The organism is Leisingera sp. ABM4_101 (assembly GCF_056158725.1).
On record NZ_JBSWTV010000002.1, the window covers coordinates 2432442 to 2451447 of the forward strand.

The 19006-nt window shown below is 61.0% G+C and carries 20 protein-coding genes; 3 read left to right on the top strand and 17 right to left on the bottom strand.

Annotated features, from left to right (window positions below):
• The first annotated feature begins 111 nt into the window (after positions 1-111).
• Complete coding sequence (locus ACXAEK_RS13015; protein ID WP_475042486.1) at positions 112-1914, top strand: PHA/PHB synthase family protein; 1803 nt, start codon at positions 112-114, stop codon at positions 1912-1914.
• A gap of 132 nt (positions 1915-2046) precedes the next feature.
• Positions 2047-2496 (top strand): phasin family protein, encoded by a 450-nt coding sequence (locus tag ACXAEK_RS13020; RefSeq protein ID WP_475042487.1) that lies wholly within the window; start codon positions 2047-2049, stop codon positions 2494-2496.
• A 93-nt stretch (positions 2497-2589) separates the two neighbouring features.
• Here ACXAEK_RS13020 and ACXAEK_RS13025 read toward each other — a convergent pair whose 3' ends face one another.
• Both ACXAEK_RS13025 and ACXAEK_RS13030 read right to left on the bottom strand, forming a co-directional pair.
• Positions 2590-4338 carry an adenylate/guanylate cyclase domain-containing protein gene (locus tag ACXAEK_RS13025; protein WP_475042488.1) on the bottom strand — a complete coding sequence of 583 codons (1749 nt, stop codon included), beginning with the start codon at positions 4336-4338 and terminating at the stop codon, positions 2590-2592.
• 115 nt (positions 4339-4453) lie between these two features.
• Complete coding sequence (locus tag ACXAEK_RS13030; RefSeq protein WP_475042490.1) at positions 4454-5323, bottom strand: NAD-dependent epimerase/dehydratase family protein; 870 nt, start codon at positions 5321-5323, stop codon at positions 4454-4456.
• 197 nt (positions 5324-5520) lie between these two features.
• On the opposite strand from ACXAEK_RS13030, the gene phaR reads away from it, so the two are divergent.
• Positions 5521-6078, top strand: coding sequence for a polyhydroxyalkanoate synthesis repressor PhaR (gene phaR, locus ACXAEK_RS13035; protein WP_475042491.1), 558 nt, complete (start codon positions 5521-5523; stop codon positions 6076-6078).
• A gap of 84 nt (positions 6079-6162) precedes the next feature.
• Here the strand turns inward: phaR and ACXAEK_RS13040 are convergent, their stop codons facing one another.
• The 15 genes from ACXAEK_RS13040 to ACXAEK_RS13110 all read right to left on the bottom strand — a co-directional run bounded on the left by ACXAEK_RS13040 (position 6163) and on the right by ACXAEK_RS13110 (position 18922).
• The gene (locus ACXAEK_RS13040; protein WP_475042493.1) at positions 6163-6357 is read right to left on the bottom strand and encodes a hypothetical protein; all 195 of its coding nucleotides are present in this window, start codon (positions 6355-6357) and stop codon (positions 6163-6165) included.
• A 53-nt stretch (positions 6358-6410) separates the two neighbouring features.
• The gene (locus ACXAEK_RS13045; protein ID WP_475042495.1) at positions 6411-6932 is read right to left on the bottom strand and encodes a hypothetical protein; all 522 of its coding nucleotides are present in this window, start codon (positions 6930-6932) and stop codon (positions 6411-6413) included.
• A 93-nt stretch (positions 6933-7025) separates the two neighbouring features.
• The gene (locus ACXAEK_RS13050; protein WP_475042496.1) at positions 7026-8231 is read right to left on the bottom strand and encodes a DegT/DnrJ/EryC1/StrS family aminotransferase; all 1206 of its coding nucleotides are present in this window, start codon (positions 8229-8231) and stop codon (positions 7026-7028) included.
• Between the two features lie 150 nt (positions 8232-8381).
• Complete coding sequence (locus ACXAEK_RS13055; RefSeq protein WP_475042497.1) at positions 8382-9692, bottom strand: NAD(P)/FAD-dependent oxidoreductase; 1311 nt, start codon at positions 9690-9692, stop codon at positions 8382-8384.
• Between the two features lie 118 nt (positions 9693-9810).
• The gene (locus ACXAEK_RS13060; protein ID WP_475042499.1) at positions 9811-11169 is read right to left on the bottom strand and encodes a glutamine synthetase family protein; all 1359 of its coding nucleotides are present in this window, start codon (positions 11167-11169) and stop codon (positions 9811-9813) included.
• A complete protein-coding gene (locus ACXAEK_RS13065) occupies positions 11169-11849 on the bottom strand; it encodes a type 1 glutamine amidotransferase (protein WP_475042500.1) in 681 nt (226 codons plus the stop codon). The genes ACXAEK_RS13060 and ACXAEK_RS13065 overlap by 1 nt, the downstream gene beginning before the upstream one ends.
• 71 nt (positions 11850-11920) lie before the next feature.
• Positions 11921-13255 (bottom strand): glutamine synthetase family protein, encoded by a 1335-nt coding sequence (locus tag ACXAEK_RS13070; RefSeq protein ID WP_475042502.1) that lies wholly within the window; start codon positions 13253-13255, stop codon positions 11921-11923.
• Positions 13256-13447: 192 nt separating this feature from the next.
• Entirely contained in the window at positions 13448-14254 is an 807-nt protein-coding gene (locus ACXAEK_RS13075) for an ABC transporter permease (protein ID WP_475042503.1), read from the bottom strand.
• Entirely contained in the window at positions 14251-15135 is an 885-nt protein-coding gene (locus ACXAEK_RS13080; RefSeq protein WP_475042505.1) for an ABC transporter permease, read from the bottom strand. The genes ACXAEK_RS13075 and ACXAEK_RS13080 overlap by 4 nt, the downstream gene beginning before the upstream one ends.
• Positions 15136-15244: 109 nt before the next feature.
• Positions 15245-15952, bottom strand: coding sequence for a transporter substrate-binding domain-containing protein (locus ACXAEK_RS13085; RefSeq protein WP_475042506.1), 708 nt, complete (start codon positions 15950-15952; stop codon positions 15245-15247).
• A gap of 48 nt (positions 15953-16000) precedes the next feature.
• A complete protein-coding gene (locus tag ACXAEK_RS13090) occupies positions 16001-16780 on the bottom strand; it encodes an ABC transporter ATP-binding protein (RefSeq protein WP_475042508.1) in 780 nt (259 codons plus the stop codon).
• Between the two features lie 134 nt (positions 16781-16914).
• The gene (locus ACXAEK_RS13095) at positions 16915-17688 is read right to left on the bottom strand and encodes a phosphate/phosphite/phosphonate ABC transporter substrate-binding protein (RefSeq protein ID WP_475042509.1); all 774 of its coding nucleotides are present in this window, start codon (positions 17686-17688) and stop codon (positions 16915-16917) included.
• Positions 17685-18125, bottom strand: coding sequence for a tellurite resistance TerB family protein (locus tag ACXAEK_RS13100; protein ID WP_475042511.1), 441 nt, complete (start codon positions 18123-18125; stop codon positions 17685-17687). The genes ACXAEK_RS13095 and ACXAEK_RS13100 overlap by 4 nt, the downstream gene beginning before the upstream one ends.
• Positions 18125-18586, bottom strand: a complete 462-nt coding sequence (locus ACXAEK_RS13105; RefSeq protein ID WP_475045269.1) for a tellurite resistance TerB family protein — start codon at positions 18584-18586, stop codon at positions 18125-18127. Before ACXAEK_RS13105 ends, ACXAEK_RS13100 begins: the two co-directional genes overlap by 1 nt.
• A 42-nt stretch (positions 18587-18628) precedes the next feature.
• Complete coding sequence (locus tag ACXAEK_RS13110; RefSeq protein ID WP_475042513.1) at positions 18629-18922, bottom strand: DUF1330 domain-containing protein; 294 nt, start codon at positions 18920-18922, stop codon at positions 18629-18631.
• Positions 18923-19006 lie beyond the last annotated feature (84 nt).

Below are 19006 nucleotides of genomic sequence, written 5' to 3' on the forward strand. Positions count from 1 at the left end.
CCCGGTGTAATGTTTCCGGAGACCCCGGAACATCGGACCATTCGCCGCTTTGCCCTGTTTCCTGCAGAATTGTATTCTGCATAGCAGAAAGCCTATGAGGGATTCTTTTATATGACAACTAGTGACGAATTATCCGCCGCGACCGCGCCAGAGAGCATTGAAAAGCTTAAGGAAAACATGAGCCGCGTGGAGGAATTAAGCAAGCGTCTGGCCGATGTCATGTCCCGGAAGGTGCCGCACAACCCGGCTTTGGACGGTCCGAATCAAGAGCTTTATGCGCGTGCAGCAACCGCCTATTGGGCCGAAGCGATGCAGAACCCGGCCAAGATCCTGGAGCAGCAGGTTGAATATTGGAGCAAGTCTGTGCTGAATTTTGCGGAAGCACAGAAAGCGCTGGCTGGAAAGGCGGAAAATACGGATGACGGCGGCCCCAAGGACCGCCGATTTTCGAATCCGCTGTGGGAGACCAGCCCCTACTTCAATTTCGTGAAGCAGCAGTACATGACCAACGCCGATGCGATCCGACAGGCGGTGCAGGATGCGGTGGACCTGGACCGAAAGGACAAGCAGCGGCTGACCTATTTCGCGGATCAGATCATCGAGATGATGGCGCCGACCAATTTCCTGCCCACCAACCCGGATGCGCTGGAGAAGGCGGTGGAAACTGAAGGCCAGTCGCTGATTGACGGTCTGGAGAACCTGGTCACTGATCTGGAAGCCAATAATGGCGAACTGGTGGTGCGGCTTGCAGATGAGAGCGCCTTTGAACTGGGCGGCAATATCGCCACCACGCCGGGCGACGTGGTCTACCGCAACCGGATGATGGAGCTGATCCAGTACAAGCCGGTGACGGAAACCGTGCACGAAACCCCGATCGTGCTATTCCCGCCTTGGATCAACAAGTTCTACATTCTCGACCTGAAGGCGCAGAACAGCTTGATCAAATGGGTGACCGAGCAGGGGTATACTCTGTTTGTGGTCTCTTGGGTCAATGCTGATGCAAGCCATGCCGATGTGGGGATGGAGGATTACATTCAGGAAGGTTTCCTGACCGCGATTGAGACGGCCAAGGAGATTTGCAAGGTGAAGCAGGTGAACGCGGTGGGCTATTGCATCGCCGGAACGACGCTGAGCCTGACGCTGTCGCTTTTGAAGCAGCGCGGAGACAAATCTATTAAATCGGCGACTTTCTTTACCACGCTGACAGATTTCGGCGACCAGGGCGAGTTCACCCCATTCCTGCAGAATGACTTTGTCGACGGGATCGAGGCGCAGGTGGAAGAGGAGGGGCTGCTGCGCTCCTGGGTGATTGCGCGCACTATGTCGTTCCTGCGTTCCAAGGACCTGATTTATGGTCCCGCCGTCAAAAGCTACATGATGGGCGAGACGCCGCCCGCTTTCGATCTGCTTTACTGGAACGGCGACGGCGCCAACCTGCCGGGCCGGATGGCGGTGCAGTATCTGCGGGGCCTGTGCCAGAATAACGAATTTGTCGGCGATGGGTTCGAGCTGATGGGCCACAAGCTGCATATCAAGGATGTAGATGTGCCGCTGATGGCGGTCACCTGCGAGACTGATCACATTGCCCGCTGGAAGGACTGCTACGCTGGCGTGCAAAAGATGGGGTCGCGCAGCAAGAGTTTCATCGTGTCGGAGTCCGGCCACATCGCGGGCATCGTCAATCCGCCCAGCAAGAAGAAGTACGGCCATTACACCAACGACGACCTGAAAGGCGATCAGGAAGCGTGGATGGGAGGCGCGGAATACCACGAGGGGTCCTGGTGGCCGCGCTGGAATGACTGGCTGAAGAAACGGTCCGGCAAGCAGGTTCCCGCCCGCGAAGTGGGGGATTCGGGTTTCCCCTCTTTGATGCCGGCACCGGGATCCTATGTGAAAGTCAAGGCAAACCGTTGAATTCATGGAGTTTGCGATTTTTTTCTGCGTTGCAGCATCAAAACTCTTGAAATGCTGCGATGCGGCATGCATATTCTCCTCATGCTAAGAACGCAGGATGGTCCTGCTGCAGCTTTCTGAGGAATTAGAACTATGGCAAAGACCCAAGACTTCACCGCGATGATGAAAGACTTCATGGGCGCCTTCCCGGTCGACACCAAGGCGATGGAAGACGCATTCAAGAACACCGCAGCTCTGAACGAGAAGCTGTCTGCGGTTGCGCTGGACGCTGCCGGCAAATCCGCTGAGATCTCCAACAAGTGGACCAAAGAAACCATCGCCAAGCTGGGCGACGTTTCCAAGGTGCAGGCCGACCCGGCTGACTATGCCAAAGCCGCAACCGATTTCGCTTCCGCTTCCGCTGAAGTGGCAGCAGAGAACATGGCTGCCTTTGCCGAGATCGCAAAGAAAGTCCAGATGGACACCGTCGAACTGATGATGGCTGCTGGCAAAGACGCAACTGAAGAAGCAACTGCTGCCGTGAAGAAGGCCACCGAAGAGGTGACTTCGGCCGCAAAGAAAGCTTCGGCTGCTGCCAAGTAAGTACGACCACGAACCGGCCCCCGCTCTCCTCCCTGATGGTGCCGGAACGTGAAGAAGGGCAGGCCGCAAGGCCTGTCCTTTTGCATTTCAGGGTCAGTCAGGAAGTCCGGAGCGGCGCAGACCGTCGCAGTAATGTTCCAGATCTTCGGGCTGGGCAAAGGGCAGTGTCCGGCTGATCTGCGATACCGAGAATCCCGGTTCCAGCTCCAGAACCCGTCCGCATTCCTGTGCTGCTGCGGCCGTCTCGCCCAGTTGGGCATAGCAGGCTGCCAGATGGCGGTGCGGGGATGGGAAGCCGGGATACAGATTTATGGCTTTTTTCAACTCGGCAGCGGCGGGCCCGTATTCGCGGCACATGTAAAGCGCTAGCCCGCGGAACCAGTGGAAATAGGTCGGGTGGAACGGGTTCAGGGCCGTGGCTTGCTCCAGCTCGGCCAGAGCTTGCTGCGGCCTGCCTTGGTAAATGCAGGAAAGCCCGCGGAAAGCCATGGCATCGGTGTCATTGGGGTTCAGCATCAGCGCCCGCTGAAAGTGTTCCTCTGCCAGCGTGAAGTTGCCCTTGAACAGATGCATGACCGCCAGCCGCCGCTGTGCGACGCTGTCCAGCGGATCAATCCGGGCAGCGTGGCGCAAGAGCGGGAAGGCCGCGTCCAGTGTGTCCTCGGGGGAGACGCCCCAACCGCTCATCCATTCGACAAGATAGGTCAACGCCAGGCCGGAGAACGCGGCGGCATGGCGGGAGTTGGCTTTGCAAGCCTGCTGATACAGCTTCCGGCACTGCTGGAGAGTGGCGGGAGAGTCGAGAATTTGCGCCTTGGCTTGCAGCACGAGCGCACGCGCAGTCGGGGCGCTGCCGCTGGCCGCATGGCTGACGGACAGATCTTCAGCGATCGCCTGAAGGCGCCCGGCGAGCGTTTGGGTGATCTGTCCGGCCAGCGCATCCTGAAGGCTGAAGCCGCTGGTTTCCAAATGGTCGTAGCGTTCGCTCCACAGGGTGCTGCCGCTGGCCCCATCCGACAGGGACACTGTGACCCGCAAGTTGCCGGAAAATTCCCGGACGCTGCCCTCTGCAAGGTAGCGGACACCAAGTTCTGCCGCGGCAAGGGAAGACTTGGCGGCAAAGCCCGCAAAGCGCTGAGCGGCATTGCGGGACACCACCCGCAGGGCGCGGAAGCGGGACAGGCCTATGGTGATGTCTTCGGTGAGCATATCTGCAAGTGCGCCTGCCGCTGCCGAACCTTGGGGGGAAGCAGAAAAGGGCAGGACCGCAACGGAAGCCACCGGCGAGGCCCCCTCTGTTTCAGCGGGAGGGAGCGAGTTTCCCGCAATTCGGTAGATCCGGACGGGTTCGGAGATATTGCGGATATTCTGCAGTCCAAGGTCGTCGAATGCGGCGCTGACCTTGCCGCGGACCTGCTGCTGGACGGTGCCGGAGACACAGATTTCCCCGGGTGCCGCAAGGCTTTGCAGGCGGGCGGCGATGTTTACGCAGTTGCCCATGAGGTCGCTGCCGGTGGAAATCACATTCCCGCAGTGTATACCCATTCGCAACGCAAGATGCCTGCCCAGCGGGCCTGGAATATGCGAGGCATTCCTGCCGGCAACTTCCAGGGCGGCCTTGACGGCCTGCACGGCGCTGGGAAACTCCAGAAAAAAACCGTCGCCCGAGGTTTTGACAAGCCGACCGGAAAAGGTCCGGGCAACTGGTGCGATTATCCGGTTGCCCAGGTCACGGACAGCCGCAATTGTTTCGGCCTCCCTGGCTTCTGCCAAGGCCGAAAAACCGGCGACATCCGCGATCAGAACGGCAGCTTGTCTTTGTCTGTCCCCTTGGTCAGCCATCGTACCCGCTACCACAAACTCAAAGACTGAGGGCTATTATATCATATTGAGAATTTTTACGGTAACTTGTTATGCCGGAAAAACGATATCTTGTTCAGAGGTTTCTAGGCGGTGGTTAAAACTGCGCATCCTGGAAACGGCGGAACTGCGGTTGCCATCCGGCAAGTTTGCGCAGCCTGCCGGCGCTCATTTGCTGGTCCAGGGCCGGGCCTTCAGCCCAGTCGCCGTATTTGAACAGCACATGCTTTAGGCTGCGCACCACATAGCCGCTGTCATGGCCGCGGCGGCGGGCGATCTCGCGGGTGATTTCAGCCACCGGTACGCCGTCCTGGGCACTGGCGTTGAAGTGGCCGGTGAGGTCCGGGTTTTCCAGCAGCAGCCGGTAAGCGCGGGCCAGATCTTCGAGTTGGATCAGCGGCCAGCGGGTGGCGATGCTGCCCCAGATCTCAAACGGCTGCCCGGCGGCGGCGGCGTCGAGGTAGCGGGAGAAGGCGCCGCCATCCTCGTGATAGACCAGAGCCGGGTGGATCACTGCGGCGGAGACATTCGGACTGGCCAGCGTCAGGCGGGCGTTTTTCTGCATCCAGGCAAAAGGCTTGATCGGGCGCATCGGACTGGTCTCATCCGCAACCCGGTTGCCGGTGGCGCCATAAAGCCAGCAGCCGCCGGTGTAGATCATTCGCAGCGGCTGCGAGCGAAGGGCGGCTTGCCGCAGGATGGCGGTGATGGCAGCGGTATCAGCCGCCGCCATGTCCTTATCAAAGGTCGCGGCCAGCTGGATCAGCCCATCCACGCGGGCGGCATCACGCACCCAGGTGCCAGGGCTGAGCAGATCTCCGCGCAGCGGCCGGGCGCCCAAGGCCTCCAGCTTGCGGTCGGAGGCTTCGGACCGGCTGAGGCCGGTCACGCTGTGGCCGTGGCGGACCAGTTCTCGGGTGACGGCGGTGCCAATGGAACCGGTGGCGCCCAGGATCAGGATGTTCATGTCTGTGAATGCTCCCGCTGAAAATTGTAGTGCGGGGATACTGATAATTGCTCAAGCCGGGTTCAGGTCAAGCGTTTTCGGTATTTCTGCGGCAGGGCTGTACAGAACAATAGTTGCGGAAAACACGCCAAGGCTTCCCTTTTGTTCTGCACTGGCATAGGCTTCGCTGCAATGCGTCATGACCGGGGAGGGAACACATGGCAGATCAGGACAAACCCTTGCTGATCAAACGGTATGCGAGCCGCAGGCTCTATAACACCGAGACCAGCGATTACGTTACGCTGGAGGATATCGCGGGGTTCATCCGGGAAGGCCGTGAGGTGCAGATCGTAGACCTGAAAACAGGTGACGATCTGACCCGCCAGTATCTGCTGCAGATCATCGCCGAGCATGAAAGCCGTGGCGAGAATGTGCTGCCTGTCAATGTGCTGAACGATCTGGTGCGCAGCTACATGGTGCCCGGCGGCGGGGTGATGCCGCAGTTCCTGCAGTCTTCATTCGATATGCTGCGTGAGAGCCAGTCGAAGATGATGGAGAACATGAACGCAATGAACCCGATGTCCAAGATGCCGGGATTCGAGGCGATGAAGGCGCAGCAGGAAGCATTCCTAAAAGCGATGACCGGCGGGTTCGGTCCTGGTGGATGGACTGGCGGAGCGGCTGAGGAGGAGAAATCCGAAAGCAGCGGCGAGGATCTGGACGACATTAAGAAGCAGCTGGCGGCGCTGCAGGAAAAACTGTCCAAGATGAAATGAGGCTTGGCGGAGAACGCTGACAGAAAAGGCCCCCTGTCCAGTTTGGCGGGGGCTTATTTTTGCGCAGTCTGATGCAGGGGTGGATCAGGATCCGGCTTCGACTTTCAGCACGTTATGCAGCCGGTGATACGGGGCGTTTTTGACGATCTCGTCCAAGCTCTTCGCCTCAGGCACGGGACGCGCGCGCAGGAACAGATAAGCGCTGGCACCAAAAGACATGGCGCAGGCGCCGACGATCGTGCTGACGATGACAGTCTCAAGTCCCATGGCTTCAAACATGCGTTTCTCCGGTTGCACTGCCAATATAGGGGAAGAAAGCTGAAAATTCCATATCACTTCCCCTCCTTCTTCAGTTTGCCTGCTTCCAGCACATGTCGGGCCAGCGAGTTGGCGCTATCCCGGTCTTGTTTGCGGTGGCGCACCTTTTCCCGTCCGCCGATGCGGGAGGCGGTTGCGAAAACAAAGCCTGAAAACGAAAGGAGGGCGAGGCCAAAGGCCAGCCCGCCGGTTACAGTGCCGGCAATCGCTGCACCAAAGCTCGCCAGCAGCGCGCCCGCTGCCAGCCGCTGGGCCCATTGGCCGATGACCTGATCTGCGTCGCGGGCCTGGGCTTCCGCCTCTGCAGCTTCGTTGGCATAGGCGGTCAGCAGGTCGGCCACGGCCAGGCCGCAGTCCGGGTCGTTGGAGGCGCGGATGGCGGCCAGCAGCGCGGCCCGCTCAGCCCGATCGGAAACAACCGTGCCAATGATCTGGCTCAGCTCATCTCCGGCAACGGCATCCCCCATACTTAAGGCATTTGCCATGGCCACCAGCGCGGTGGCCGGGCGCCGTTTGAATTTCAGCGGGCCTTTCATATGCGGCACCGTGGACGGCACAAACCTGGATTGCAATCACGAAAACCCCCAGCACAGGGCCGGGGAGGGTACTTGTTAAAGCACCTGTTGTTTTCAGGCAGCTGCCTTGCCCATGCTCTCTTCGGCGGCGGACAGCAGAATGTCCGCAATCACGTCCAGCTCGGCCCGCGTAAGGCGCACCGGCAGGCGCACGTCGCAGGCCTTCATCAGCATCGCGCGGGTCTGCGGCAGTTCGGGCACGTCGCGCAGGAATTGCCAGTTCCAGAAGGCGCGGGCATTGTCGGTCGACAGTCCGAAGACCTGCACTTTGACACCCTTTTCTGCTGCGGCATTGGCAAAGGCGTGGGTCTGTTCTTCGCTGAGGCCTGCCAGGTTGAACTGGATCGAATCCGGCGCCCGGCGTTCCGGGACCAGCGGTGCGGGCACGTTGAAGAAGGGAGAGCCGTTCAGCCGGTCTGCCACATAGTCATGGTTTGCCAGACCGTCGCGCACCCGGCGCGCCAGTTCCGGCAATTGCGGACGGATTACCGCGGCAGAGAGATTGCTCATCCGCAGGTTATACAGCGGCAGCTGGTTCTGCCATTTGGCAAAGGCCTGCTCCAGGTCCGGGGTGTTTTCCCCATGCGGGCCCTTGTGTTTTTTCCAGTTGTGCTCGTAGGCGCCGGACATGATGGCGGCGCGGGCGATCAGGTCCGCGTCGTCGGTGATCAGGATGCCGCCTTCGCCGGCATTGACCATCTTGTAGGACTGGAAGGAGAAGCAGCCGACCTTGCCGATGGTGCCGATGTTGCGGCCGTTCCAGGTGGTGCCCAGGGAATGCGCCGCGTCCTCGACCACCGGGATGCCGCGGGCATCGCAAAGCGCCATGATGGCATCCATGTCCGAGGTATGGCCGCGCATGTGGCTGATGATCACCGCCTGCACGCTGTCCAGCTTAGTCTCGAAATCAGCCATGTCGATACGGTAGTTATCGCCCACCTCGCACAGCACCGGCACGCAATCGGCGTGCACCACCGAGGAGGGCACCGCGGCAAAGGTGAAGGCTGGGATCAGCACCCGGGCGTCACGGGGCAGGCCGAGCGCCTTCAGCGACAGGAACAGCGCGGCAGAGCAGGACGAAACCGCCAGTGCGTATTTACTGCCCAAGAGTTCTGCGTATTCCTGTTCCAGCAGAGTGACCGGCGCATCCTGGGGAGCGGTGTAGCGGAACAGATCGCCGGATTGCATCAGCGCGTCGATGGCCTCGCGGGCGGCTGCGGGAATGGGTTCAGCGTCATGAACGTTGGGCGGCAGGGCCATATTTCAAAATCCTGAATTGTTGCTTCAGGAAATGTAAAACTATGGCAGAGCCATGCCAAGAGGCAACGCGGCGGAAATTGCCACCACAGGCAAGATTTCACAGAACTGTTGCGGAGTTCGCGCGGAATCCGGCTGAGTTTCCGGCGGGGATCAGATCCCCAGCCGGTCGCGCAGGGCAAACCAGGTCATGGCCAGCACCAGAAGCGGCGTGCGCATGCGCGGGCCGCCGGGGAATTGCGGTGCCGGAACGCGGGCCATGGTGTCAAAGCCTTCGGCCTCGCCCCGGATAGCCTGTGCCATCAGCTGGCCTGCGTGGGTGGCGGTGCCGACGCCATGGCCGGAGTAGCCGGAGGCGGTCAGGATGTTTGGCGCCAGCCGGGCCAGGTAGGGCATCCGCTTCATGGTGATGCCCAATGTGCCGCCCCAGGCGTAGTCGATCTTCACGTCCTTCAGATGCGGGAAGATCTCTGTCATCGGCTTGCGCACGGTGGCGGAGATGTCTGCCGGGAACCGGTAGCCGTAGCTTTCACCGCCGCCGAACAGCAAGCGTTTGTCATGGCTGAGGCGGAAGTAGTTCACCACGAACTTGGTGTCGGCCACGGCGACGTCGCGGGTCAGAACCCGGGCGGCGTCCTCGCCCAGCGGCTCGGTGGCCACCACGAAGTTGTTGATCGGCATCACCCGTGCCGCCACTTGTCCGTTCAGCCCGCCCAGGTAGCCGTTGCAGGCAAGGATCAGATGGTCGGCAGCGACGCTTCCGCCCGCTGTGCGGATGCGCAGCTTGGCGCCTTCCTGGATGTCCAGAACCTCGCTGCTTTCATAAATCCCAGCACCTGCCGCAGAGGCGGCACGGGCTAGGCTGAAGGCATAGTTCAGCGGGTGCAGATGAGCGGCACCATGATCCAGAATGCCGCCCTTATAAGCAGGCGAGGGGCACATGGCCCAGCAGGCGTCCTTGTCGAGCAGCTCAATGCTGCTGTAGCCATACTGGTCCTGCAGATGGCGGCCATAATCATGCAGCTCTGCCGCTTCCTTTTCGGAAAAGGCGGTCCAGGCGACACCGGGCTTCAGATGGCAGTCCTGGCCGTGGCGCGCGATCAGCGATTTAACCAGCTCCTTGGCGTCCTCGCCCAGCTGCCAGAGCTTCTGCGCCTCAAGCCCGCCCATCAGCGCTTCCAGCCCTTCCTGGTCCATCCGCTGGCCGCTGCCGAGCTGGCCGCCGTTGCGCCCCGAGGCGCCAAAGCCTACACGCTGCGCTTCCAGCAGCACTACGTCCAACCCGGCCTCAGCCAGATGGAGTGCCGCAGACAGCCCCGTATAGCCGCCGCCGACAATGCAGACGTCAGCCTTTACCTCGCCAGCCAGAACGGGAGACGGCTGCATCTCAATAGTCGTCGCCGCATACCAGCTATTTGGATATTCGCCTTTGCGGTCATTGGAATAGAGCAGGTTCATTGCCATAGATTCACCTCATGCCAAGAACGCCGCCGCTGCTGACAGCACGCGGCGCTCCCCTTTTCATCTTGCCAGAAATACTCAAATGTGCTGCCGCCGGCCGCGGGCAGCGGCACCCGAGGCTTTACACGTTCATCAAGAGATGCTCGCGCTCCCAGGGAGAGATCACCTGCAGGAACTCCTCGTATTCCGCACGTTTCACGATGGAGTAAACGCGGGCGAATTCCGGTCCCAGCACCTTATGCAGCTCGGTGGCGCCGTCGAACAGATCCAGCGCCTGGCCCATCACCTGCGGGATATCGCCTTCGCCCTCATAGGCGTCGCCCTTGAATTGCTTGCGCGGACGTTCTTCATTGATCAGGCCGAGGTAGCCGCAGGCCAGCGACAAGGCGATCCCCAGGTATGGGTTGCAATCCATGCCGGCAATGCGGTTTTCGACCCGTCGCGCGTCCGGTCCCGACAACGGGATGCGGATGCCGGTGGTGCGGTTGTCGCGCGCCCATTCCAGATTGATGGGGGCCGCGTGGTCTTTCACATAGCGGCGGTAGGAGTTCACATAGGGCGCCATCACCGCCAGGCCCGCAGGCAAGTGGTTTTGCAGGCCTGCGATAAAGTGGTAAAACGCATCCGTCTCGCCGCCCTGTGGGCCCGAGAAGATGTTATCGCCAGTTTCGATGTCCAGGATCGAGTGGTGGATGTGCATGGCGGAGCCCGGCTCATCCTCGATGGGTTTGGCCATGAAGGTGGCAAAGCAATCGTGACGCAGCGCCGCCTCGCGGATCAGGCGCTTGAAGTAAAAGACCTCATCCGCCAGCTTGACGGGGTTGCCGTGGCGGAGGTTAATCTCCAGCTGGCCGGCACCGCCTTCCTGGGTGATGCCGTCAATCTCGAACCCCTGCGCCTCGGCAAAGTCGTAGATGTCGTCGATGACGGGGCCGAATTCATCCACCGCGGTCATCGAATAGGCCTGGCGCGCCGCGGCGGGGCGCCCTGATCGGCCCATCATCGGCTCGATTTCCTTGGCCGGATCGATGTTGCGGGCGACCAGGAAGAACTCCATCTCCGGCGCTACAACCGGTTTCCACCCCTTGTCATGATACAGCTGCACCACCCGTTTCAGCACGTTGCGCGGGCTGTAGGGGATTGGTTTGTCATGCCGGTCATAGGCATCATGGATCACCTGCAACGTCCAGTCGCCGGTCCAGGGTGCCGCCGTGGCTGTGGACATGTCCGGCTTCAGCGTCATGTCCTTTTCGATCCAGCCATCCTCATCCGCGGCATCGGCCCAGTCCCCGGTGATGGTCTGGTAGAAGATGCTGTCGGGCAGATGAAAGTAATCGGTTTTCGCGAATTTCGATGCCGGTACCGCCTTGCCGCGGGCGATACCGGGAAGGTCCGAGATAACGCATTCAACTTCGTCGAGACGACGGCCCTCCAGATAGGTTTTTGCTGCTTCGGGAAGGGCGTCGAGCCAGGCTGACATTAGGTCCTCTCTTTCCTGTAAAACTCTGCGAGGAAGGTTGCGATTTCTTGGTTGTCCACGGGCGCGTCCAGCTCAGCGGCTGCACGGTCCAGCAGGTCGTCGGGTACCACACCGCGGCCGCGTTTTTCGATCAGGCCGCCGACGAAGGCATTGGGAAACTCGGGGTGGGGCTGCCAGGAGATGATGTGGTCGCCATAGGCCAGAATGCCGTTCTGGCAGAAGCCGTTGCCGCCCAGCACACGGGCACCTTCGGGCAGTCCGACCACCTGGTCCTGGTGCCAGGCATTGAGGGTCAGCTCCTTGCCGTCCACCTGGTAGGTAACCCGGCCGACGGCCCAGCCGCCCTCGTATTTCTCGACCTTGCCGCCAAGCGCCTGGGCGATGATCTGATGGCCAAAGCAAATGCCGGCCAACGGCTGCTTGCGCGCGTGGATCTCGCGGATCAGATCCTCCAGCGGCGGGATCCAGGCGTGGTCCTCGTAGGCGCCGTGCTTGGAGCCGGTGATCAGCCAGGCGTCGGCGTCATCTGCGCTGTCCGGCAGCACGCCGTCCACCACCGCCCAGGTCTGGAATTCAAAGCCGTTGCCATCCAGCATGTCGCGGAACATGCCGTCGTAATCGCCGAACGGGCCGAACAGGTCTTCGGGAGAATGGCCGGTTTGCAGGATGCCGATTTTCATAAGTCACCAGTTTCAGGGATTTCGCTGCGCGGAAGGTAGCCCGCCGTATTTCGGGCGGGCAAGGGGTCGCGTCAGACCGTGTCGAGATAGATCTCTACCCGTTCTTCGGGGGTGAGCTCTTCCATGTAGCGCAGTTCCTGCCGCTTGGTCAGGATCATGTTGCGGATCATTTCAGCAGAAAAGAAATGCGGAATGATCTCAGAGGCCTCGAAAGCGTCGATTGCGTCCTGCCAGGTGTTGGGCACCTGCGGCAGGTCGAGCGCATAGGCGTTGCCGGTGATCGGCTCGGAGGGGGCGATCCGGTTTTCAATTCCATAGAGGGCGGCGCCCAGGATGGCGGTCAGCATCAGATAGGGATTCACGTCGCCCCCGGCAAACCGGTGCTCGATCCGGCGCGCCTTGGAGTTTCCTGAGGGTACGCGGATGGCGGCGGTGCGGTTTTCATAGGCCCAGCAGATACCGGTCGGGGCATGGGCGCCTGGCACCATCCGGTCATAGCTGTTGCCGTGCGGGGCAAAGATCAGGGTGGAGTCGTTCATTGCCTTCAGGCAGCCGCCAACAGCATGGCGCATCGCATCAGAGCCTTTGGGGCCGCCATCGTCAAAGATGTTGTTGCCGTCCTGGTCCAGCACCGAGAAATGAGTGTGCAGGCCATTGCCCGCATAGTCTTCATAGGGTTTGGCCATAAAACTGGCGGCGAAGCCATGGCGGCGGGCCAGGCCTTTGACCAGCATCTTGAACAGCCAGGCGTCATCTGCAGCACGCAACGCGTCGGGGCCGTGCATCAGGTTGATTTCGAACTGACCCAGGCCCGCCTCGGAAATGGCAGTGTCCGCGGGAATATCCATATCCTCGCAGGCGTCGTAGAGATCAGTGAAGAAACTGTCGAACTGGTCGAGTGCGCGGATCGACATGGTTTCAGCCGCCTTGCGCCGCTTGCCAGAGCGGGGCGAGGTGGGCACCTGCAGGTTCTTGCCGCTGTCATCAATCAGGAAAAACTCCAGTTCCACTGCAACAACCGGTGTCAGTCCTAGCGCCTTGTAGCGGTCCACCACGGCCCGCAGCGCATGGCGCGGGTCGCCGTCGTAGGGGCGGCCGTCTTCGCGGTACATCCAGATCGGCAGCAGGGCGGATTGAGATTCCAGCCATGGCATCGGCACAAAACCGCGTTCGGTCGGTTTCAGCACCCCGTCGGCATCACCGGATTCAAAAACCAGCGGGCTATCGTCGATATCTTCGCCCCAGATGTCCAGATTCAGGACAGACAGAGGGAAACGGGTGCCTTCTTCAACCGCCTTGTCGGCGAAGCGCGCCGGGATGCGCTTGCCCCGGGCCTGACCATTGATGTCTGCCGCGGCCACGCGAATGGTGCGCACATGCGGATTTTTCCTGAGCCAGTTTTTCATCCAATCACCTGACGGTTTCGGGGACACCTCCGGCCAAGTGCGCCCGCAAGGAGGGCGTAGCAGAGCCGGGGCACGTTCAAGCCCCTGGTCCATTTTTTTGATCATAATCCAAGATGGTGCAGAGTTTATCCTGGAACGCGCATGATTCCGCGTAGAGAGTTTGCGATTTTGAATTTGATCAAATAATGGATACTACCGGATCAGATTAGGACGCAAGCGAAATCTTTGCCGCCTTTCCTGCGGCAGATGCTTGTTCAGCCGCCGGTTCACAAAGCCGAACAGGCTGATGATCACCAATGTCAGCAGGATGAAGTAGAAGGCCAGGATCGGGTAGGGGACAAACGGGTTGAAGGTCTTGTCCGCGAAATAGCTGGCATAATAGAGCGCATCGCCCTGCTGGCGCCAGGCCGGGAAGCCGGAGAAGAACACCAGCGTGGTGGCGTGGAATAGAAAGATCGCTTCGTTTGTATAGGCAGGCCAGGCCAGCCGCAGCATCGTCGGGAAGGTGATACGGCGGAAGCGGTTCCAGCCGGTCATGCCATAGGCATCGGCGGCCTCGATGTCGCCCTTGGGGATCGACAGCAGCGCGCCGTAGAAGATCTCGCCCGAGTAGGCTGCAGTATTGCAGAACAGCACGACCAGCGCGCCCAGCCAGGCGGAGGTGAACGGATCAAAGAAACCGGACACGCTTTTCAGGCTGAGGAAGCAGGCGTAGGCAAAGAAGAACTGGATGAACAGCGGGCTGCCGCGGAACACGAAGATGAACCACTCAGCCGGCTTGCGGAACAGCGGATTGGGGTTGGATTTGCCAACTGCCAGCGCCACCGCGAGGAAAAAGCCGGTCAGCAGTGCCAGCGCGCCGAAATAAACGTTCCAGATCAGGCCGGAGCCGATCAGGGTGAAATGCTCGCACAGGGTATATTCGCCGCGTGGCAGCAGGCGTTCGCCAAAGCCTAAGGAACGGAAGGCATAGGCCTGTATGGTTTCAATGCAACTCATGCCGCTGCCTTTCTTTGTGCTTCGCCTGCTGCGGTGGCCTGGCCCTTGGTCAGGCGCTTCATGATCCGGTCCAGGGCGACCTCGGACACTTTGGTGAAGCAGAGGTAGAACACTAGCAGCGCAGCGAAGTACCACACGTGCCAGTTCGGATGCGGGTAGTCAGTGAATCTTGCGGTCTTGGTGCCGCCGAGCTCCCGCGCCCAGTAAACGATGTCCTCGACCCCCAGCAGGAACAGAAGCGGAGTGGACTTGATCAGCACCATCCACAGGTTCGACAGGCCGGGCAGCGCATAGACCCACATCTGAGGCACCAGGATGCGCCAGAACGCCTGCCGGGAGGTCATGCCATAGGCCTCGGCGGTTTCGATCTGGGCGCGCGGCACCGCGCGCATGGCGCCAAACAACACATTGGCGGCAAAGGCGCCAAAGACGATGGAGAAGGTGAGCACCGCCAGTAAAAAGCCATAGGTCTCATGCACCCATTGCGGTGCGGTCGACAGCGGCAGCTTGGCCGCGTCACAGACCACAAAATCGATGCCCTGGCGGATCGGCTGATCCCAGTCCGGGCATTTCACCTTGTGACGCATCCACTCAAACGCCTGGTCGAGCGCGATGACGAAGAACAGGAAGAAGGCAATGTCGGGAACGCCCCGCACGATGCTGGTGTATCCCATGCCGAACCAGCGCAGCGGCAGGAATTTCGACCGCGCGGCACTGGCGGCGCCAAAGCCGAACAGAAGGGCCACCGGAGCAGTGATCGCCAGCAGGGTCAGCACCACGAAGACCGAGATATAGAGGTTCATATGCTTGCCTGTGGTCAGGTAGCAGCTGAGCCAACTCAGCCCCTCAAGCGTGGATGGGTCCGTACAATAGGAAAACATATGTACCCTGTCTTTCTGTGTTCACGCCCGGCAGCGGAGCGGCCGGAAGAGAAAGAATGAGGCCCGCGCGCCGCGGCGGCGGGCCTGCGGATCCCGCGAGGAGATCAGATTACCACTGGGAAGCCACTTCCCACTTGGCGATCAGCGTGTTCAGCGTGCCGTCGTCTTTCATCGACTGGATTGCCGCGTCGAATTTGCCGCGCAGTTCGGCGTCCGATTCCCGGAAGCCCATGCCAACGCCGCCGCCGATGGATTCGGTGCGCTCAAGCTTGACCAGGCCGTCGCCAACCATAGTGTCGATGAAGCTGTTGTCGGCCAGAACCGCGTCCGCTTCACCGTTGCGCACGGCGGCGACGGTTTCTTCCGGAGTGGCGAATTCAACCAGGGTCCAGCCCTGCTCAGCAATGAAGGCGGCCTGGATGGTGGTGGCCTGGGCCGCAATCACACCGCTGGCCAGGTCAACATCGGCGGACTGCGCCAAGTATGCGGACGGATCCGGCGGAGTGTAGGCCTGGGTGAAGTCGATGACTTCGTCGCGCTCGTCGGTGATCGACATGCCGGCGATGATGGTGTCGTAGTTGCCGGACACCAGGTTCGGAATGATCGAATCCCAGTCATTCTTGACCCACTCGCAGGTCAGCTCGGCGCGCTTGCACAGCTCGTCGCCCAGCTCGCGTTCAAAGCCGTCGATTTCGCCGGCGTCGTTGACAAAGTTCCACGGCGCATAGGCGCCTTCGGTGCCCAGGCGCACGGTGTCCGCCAGGCCCATGCCTGCGGTCAGCGCCAGGGCAGCGGTGCCAAGGATCAGTGATTTCATAAGGTTACTCCCATTTTTCATTTGGTTTTTGGGTTTAGTTGTTATTGCTTATTGGCCGTGCCGGGTCGAGGACAGGAATGTCCGCAGCCGCGGTGAGCGGGTGTTGCCGAACAATTCGTCCGGCGAACCTTCTTCTTCGATCAGCCCCTGATGCAGAAACACGATGTGGCTGGAAACATCCGCGGCCATGTTCATGTCATGGGTGACGATCAGCATGGTGCGGCCCTCAGCGGCCAGATCCTTGATCACCTTGACCACTTCCTGTTCCAGTTCCGGATCCAGCGCAGAGGTCGGCTCGTCAAACAGCAGCGCCTCCGGCTCCATGCACAAAGCACGGGCAATCGCGGCCCGCTGCTGCTGGCCGCCGGACAGCTGTGCCGGGTAGACGTCGCATTTGTCGCCGATGCCGACCTTCGCCAGGTAATGGCGGGCCTTTTCCTCAACCTCGACGCGTTCGCGGCCCAGTACGGTAACGGGCGCCTCCATCACATTCTGAAGGATGGTCATATGGGCCCACAGGTTGAACTGCTGAAAGACCATCGAAAGATTGGTGCGGATCCGCAGCACTTGCTTGGCGTCGGAGGGGCGGCGCGCGAGGCCCTGACCGGACCAGGTGATCGGCTCGCCCTTGAAAAAGATCTCTCCCTGCTGGCTGTCCTCCAGCAGGTTGCAGCAGCGCAGCAGCGTCGACTTGCCAGAGCCCGAAGATCCGATCAGAGACACCACGTCGCCCTTTTGGGCGGTGATGTCGACGCCTTTGATCACTTCCAGCTCGCCATAGGATTTGTGCAGGCCGCGGATTTGCAGAACGGGCGTTGTATCGGTCAAGGTGTCTTTGTCCCTGTGAGTGGAAATTCGTTCTTATTGGACCGAAAAAAACAACGAATGCAACGTTCAAACCGCACAAGACGGCACTGCAGGCGTCAAAATGGCGGGGTGAACCGCCAATTCGGGGGCAGGCGTTACGTCAACTCCGCTGCGCGGATGCGCTGTTCCGTCAGCACCGGGCCAGGCGGAGTCGGCACGGCCAGATAGTCAGCCGGGGCGATCTGCACCAGCCCTTTCAGATGCAGCAGGTGGCGGGTTTCTTCGTCGAGGCCGCGGATGGCGGATTTAAGCGCGGCAAACAGTGCCCCGGCATCGCCACCAAGGGCAGTGATGTAGGGCAGCGTGGGGGTCGGTTCAGTCCGGTCAATTTCGCACAGACCAGCGGCGAAACCATCGTATTCTTTGACCAGTTCCCATGTCAGTGCGTCCAGCGCGGCGAAATCCGCGCGGCCTGCAGCCACGGCTTCCGCGGACAGCTGATGGCCGCCGGTTTCCACCAGCGCACCAGGCAGGATGTCGCGATCATGCATATGCACCATCGGAGCCGCCCAGCCGGATTGCGACAACGCTTCGTTATAAGCAAAACGGCGTCCGGAAAACGCCTTGAGCGACTGGCCCGCGTCGGCGCTGCGGGCGACAATGACGCTGTTATAATAACCTGGAGGGCAGCCGGGCAGCCCGTAATCCGGAGTTCCGACCAGCGCAACCTCGCCATAAAGCCGGGTGCGGTAAGGGCAGCCGCAGGTCTGCGACAGCAGCAGGTCCGGCGATTTCCAGACCTCCCAGAAGTCTGCATCGCGGGTCAGTGCTTCCGGCCCGCCGCCCAGATGCGCGCGGACCGAAGTCCAGAAACGGTCATTTGCCGCCGCGGTTTCCGGGCGGTCGTACATTCCAAGATGAGCAATCATAAAGCGGCCTCTGCCCGTTTGCGCGCCTTGGCGCTGTCCACATCCGAAACCCCCAGCAGGCTGGATGACAGCCGCAGGAGCGCGTCTTCATTGGCATCGCGGTGCCCGTCTGCCAGCGCCACTTGCCACAGTGCCTCAATCACGCCCGTGCGGTCCTCATAGGCGACGGCTTCCTTGATGGCGCGGGTAAAGCGCACGGTATCGGGGGCCTCGGCCTCCATCCCCTCGGCTTGTTCTCGCAGGATCAGCGCACCGCCGGTGTCCAGCCCGTAGCGGGCAGCCAGAATGCGGTCGATGCGGTCCTTCTCCACCTCGGAGTAATTGTTGTCCGAGCGGCCGATACGCACCAGCAGCGCGGTGAGCGCCAGCCGCGCGCCTTCGTCATCCAGCGGAGCAGGGGCGGGCTCCAGCAGCCGGTTCAAAAGCTCCTTGAACATCACCCGTCCCCCTCTGGCGCGGCGAGCTTCGCTTCGGCGCGCGCCCGGGCTTTCTGGCTGTCGGCATAAGACAGGCCCATGGCCTTGCGCGCATCTTCGACGATGGTGACCTCGCCCTCATGCGCGTTGCCATCGGCCAGAACCACTTCCCAGAGTGCGTCCAGCGCCGCGAGCCGTTCCTCCAGCCCGGTGGTTTCGCGGATCAGCCGGCCGAAGGTGTCGGTTTCCGGTGCCGCGGCGTGCAGCTTCTCACAGGTGGCGCGCACCTTGGCAGCCTCGATCGCATTGTGCTGGTAAAGCCGTGCCAGAATCCGGTCGATCAGGCTGATCTCCTCCAGCTGATAATCCCGGTCCGATTGCGCCACCCGCACCAGCAGCGCGCCAAGCGCCAGTTCGGCATCCGGGTCCGGCAGCGCCGGGGCCTCGGAAGGGCGGAAAGCTTGAAAGAACTTCTTGAGCAAAGGCATCAGCAGACCTCAGGCAGTGCGGCAGGGAGGGCGGGGTTACTCGCCATATCCCTCAATGATGTGCATATCACCCGTCGAGACCAAATCGCGAAAGGCCTTGGCGTCCTGATAGGCCACGGAATCATAGCAGGCTTTTGCGGTTTCGAAATCCTTGAATTCGAGCACCACCGTGCGGGCCCTAAAGGCGCCTTCGCGCACTTCCCGCTCGCCGCCGCGGATCAGGAATTTTGCGCCATACTCTTCCAGCACCGGCCGGGCCGCCGTGATATAGGCCTGGTAGCGGTCCATGTCGCGCACATCCACATGCGCCACCCAGTATCCTTTGGGCATCGGCGATGCCTCCCCCTCTTTTTATGGTTGAGGGCAGGCTGATATAAATCGGTGCCAAAGACAATGGGGCGGTTGTTAAGAATT

Coding starts and splice junctions, on each gene's coding strand:
- ACXAEK_RS13015 (WP_475042486.1), top strand. CDS start 112: ATGACAACTAGTGACGAATTATCCGCCGCGACCGCGCCAGAGAGCATT.
- ACXAEK_RS13020 (WP_475042487.1), top strand. CDS start 2,047: ATGGCAAAGACCCAAGACTTCACCGCGATGATGAAAGACTTCATGGGC.
- ACXAEK_RS13025 (WP_475042488.1), bottom strand. CDS start 4,338: ATGGCTGACCAAGGGGACAGACAAAGACAAGCTGCCGTTCTGATCGCG.
- ACXAEK_RS13030 (WP_475042490.1), bottom strand. CDS start 5,323: ATGAACATCCTGATCCTGGGCGCCACCGGTTCCATTGGCACCGCCGTC.
- phaR (WP_475042491.1), top strand. CDS start 5,521: ATGGCAGATCAGGACAAACCCTTGCTGATCAAACGGTATGCGAGCCGC.
- ACXAEK_RS13040 (WP_475042493.1), bottom strand. CDS start 6,357: ATGTTTGAAGCCATGGGACTTGAGACTGTCATCGTCAGCACGATCGTC.
- ACXAEK_RS13045 (WP_475042495.1), bottom strand. CDS start 6,932: ATGAAAGGCCCGCTGAAATTCAAACGGCGCCCGGCCACCGCGCTGGTG.
- ACXAEK_RS13050 (WP_475042496.1), bottom strand. CDS start 8,231: ATGGCCCTGCCGCCCAACGTTCATGACGCTGAACCCATTCCCGCAGCC.
- ACXAEK_RS13055 (WP_475042497.1), bottom strand. CDS start 9,692: ATGGCAATGAACCTGCTCTATTCCAATGACCGCAAAGGCGAATATCCA.
- ACXAEK_RS13060 (WP_475042499.1), bottom strand. CDS start 11,169: ATGTCAGCCTGGCTCGACGCCCTTCCCGAAGCAGCAAAAACCTATCTG.
- ACXAEK_RS13065 (WP_475042500.1), bottom strand. CDS start 11,849: ATGAAAATCGGCATCCTGCAAACCGGCCATTCTCCCGAAGACCTGTTC.
- ACXAEK_RS13070 (WP_475042502.1), bottom strand. CDS start 13,255: ATGAAAAACTGGCTCAGGAAAAATCCGCATGTGCGCACCATTCGCGTG.
- ACXAEK_RS13075 (WP_475042503.1), bottom strand. CDS start 14,254: ATGAGTTGCATTGAAACCATACAGGCCTATGCCTTCCGTTCCTTAGGC.
- ACXAEK_RS13080 (WP_475042505.1), bottom strand. CDS start 15,135: ATGTTTTCCTATTGTACGGACCCATCCACGCTTGAGGGGCTGAGTTGG.
- ACXAEK_RS13085 (WP_475042506.1), bottom strand. CDS start 15,952: ATGAAATCACTGATCCTTGGCACCGCTGCCCTGGCGCTGACCGCAGGC.
- ACXAEK_RS13095 (WP_475042509.1), bottom strand. CDS start 17,688: ATGATTGCTCATCTTGGAATGTACGACCGCCCGGAAACCGCGGCGGCA.
- ACXAEK_RS13100 (WP_475042511.1), bottom strand. CDS start 18,125: ATGTTCAAGGAGCTTTTGAACCGGCTGCTGGAGCCCGCCCCTGCTCCG.
- ACXAEK_RS13110 (WP_475042513.1), bottom strand. CDS start 18,922: ATGCCCAAAGGATACTGGGTGGCGCATGTGGATGTGCGCGACATGGAC.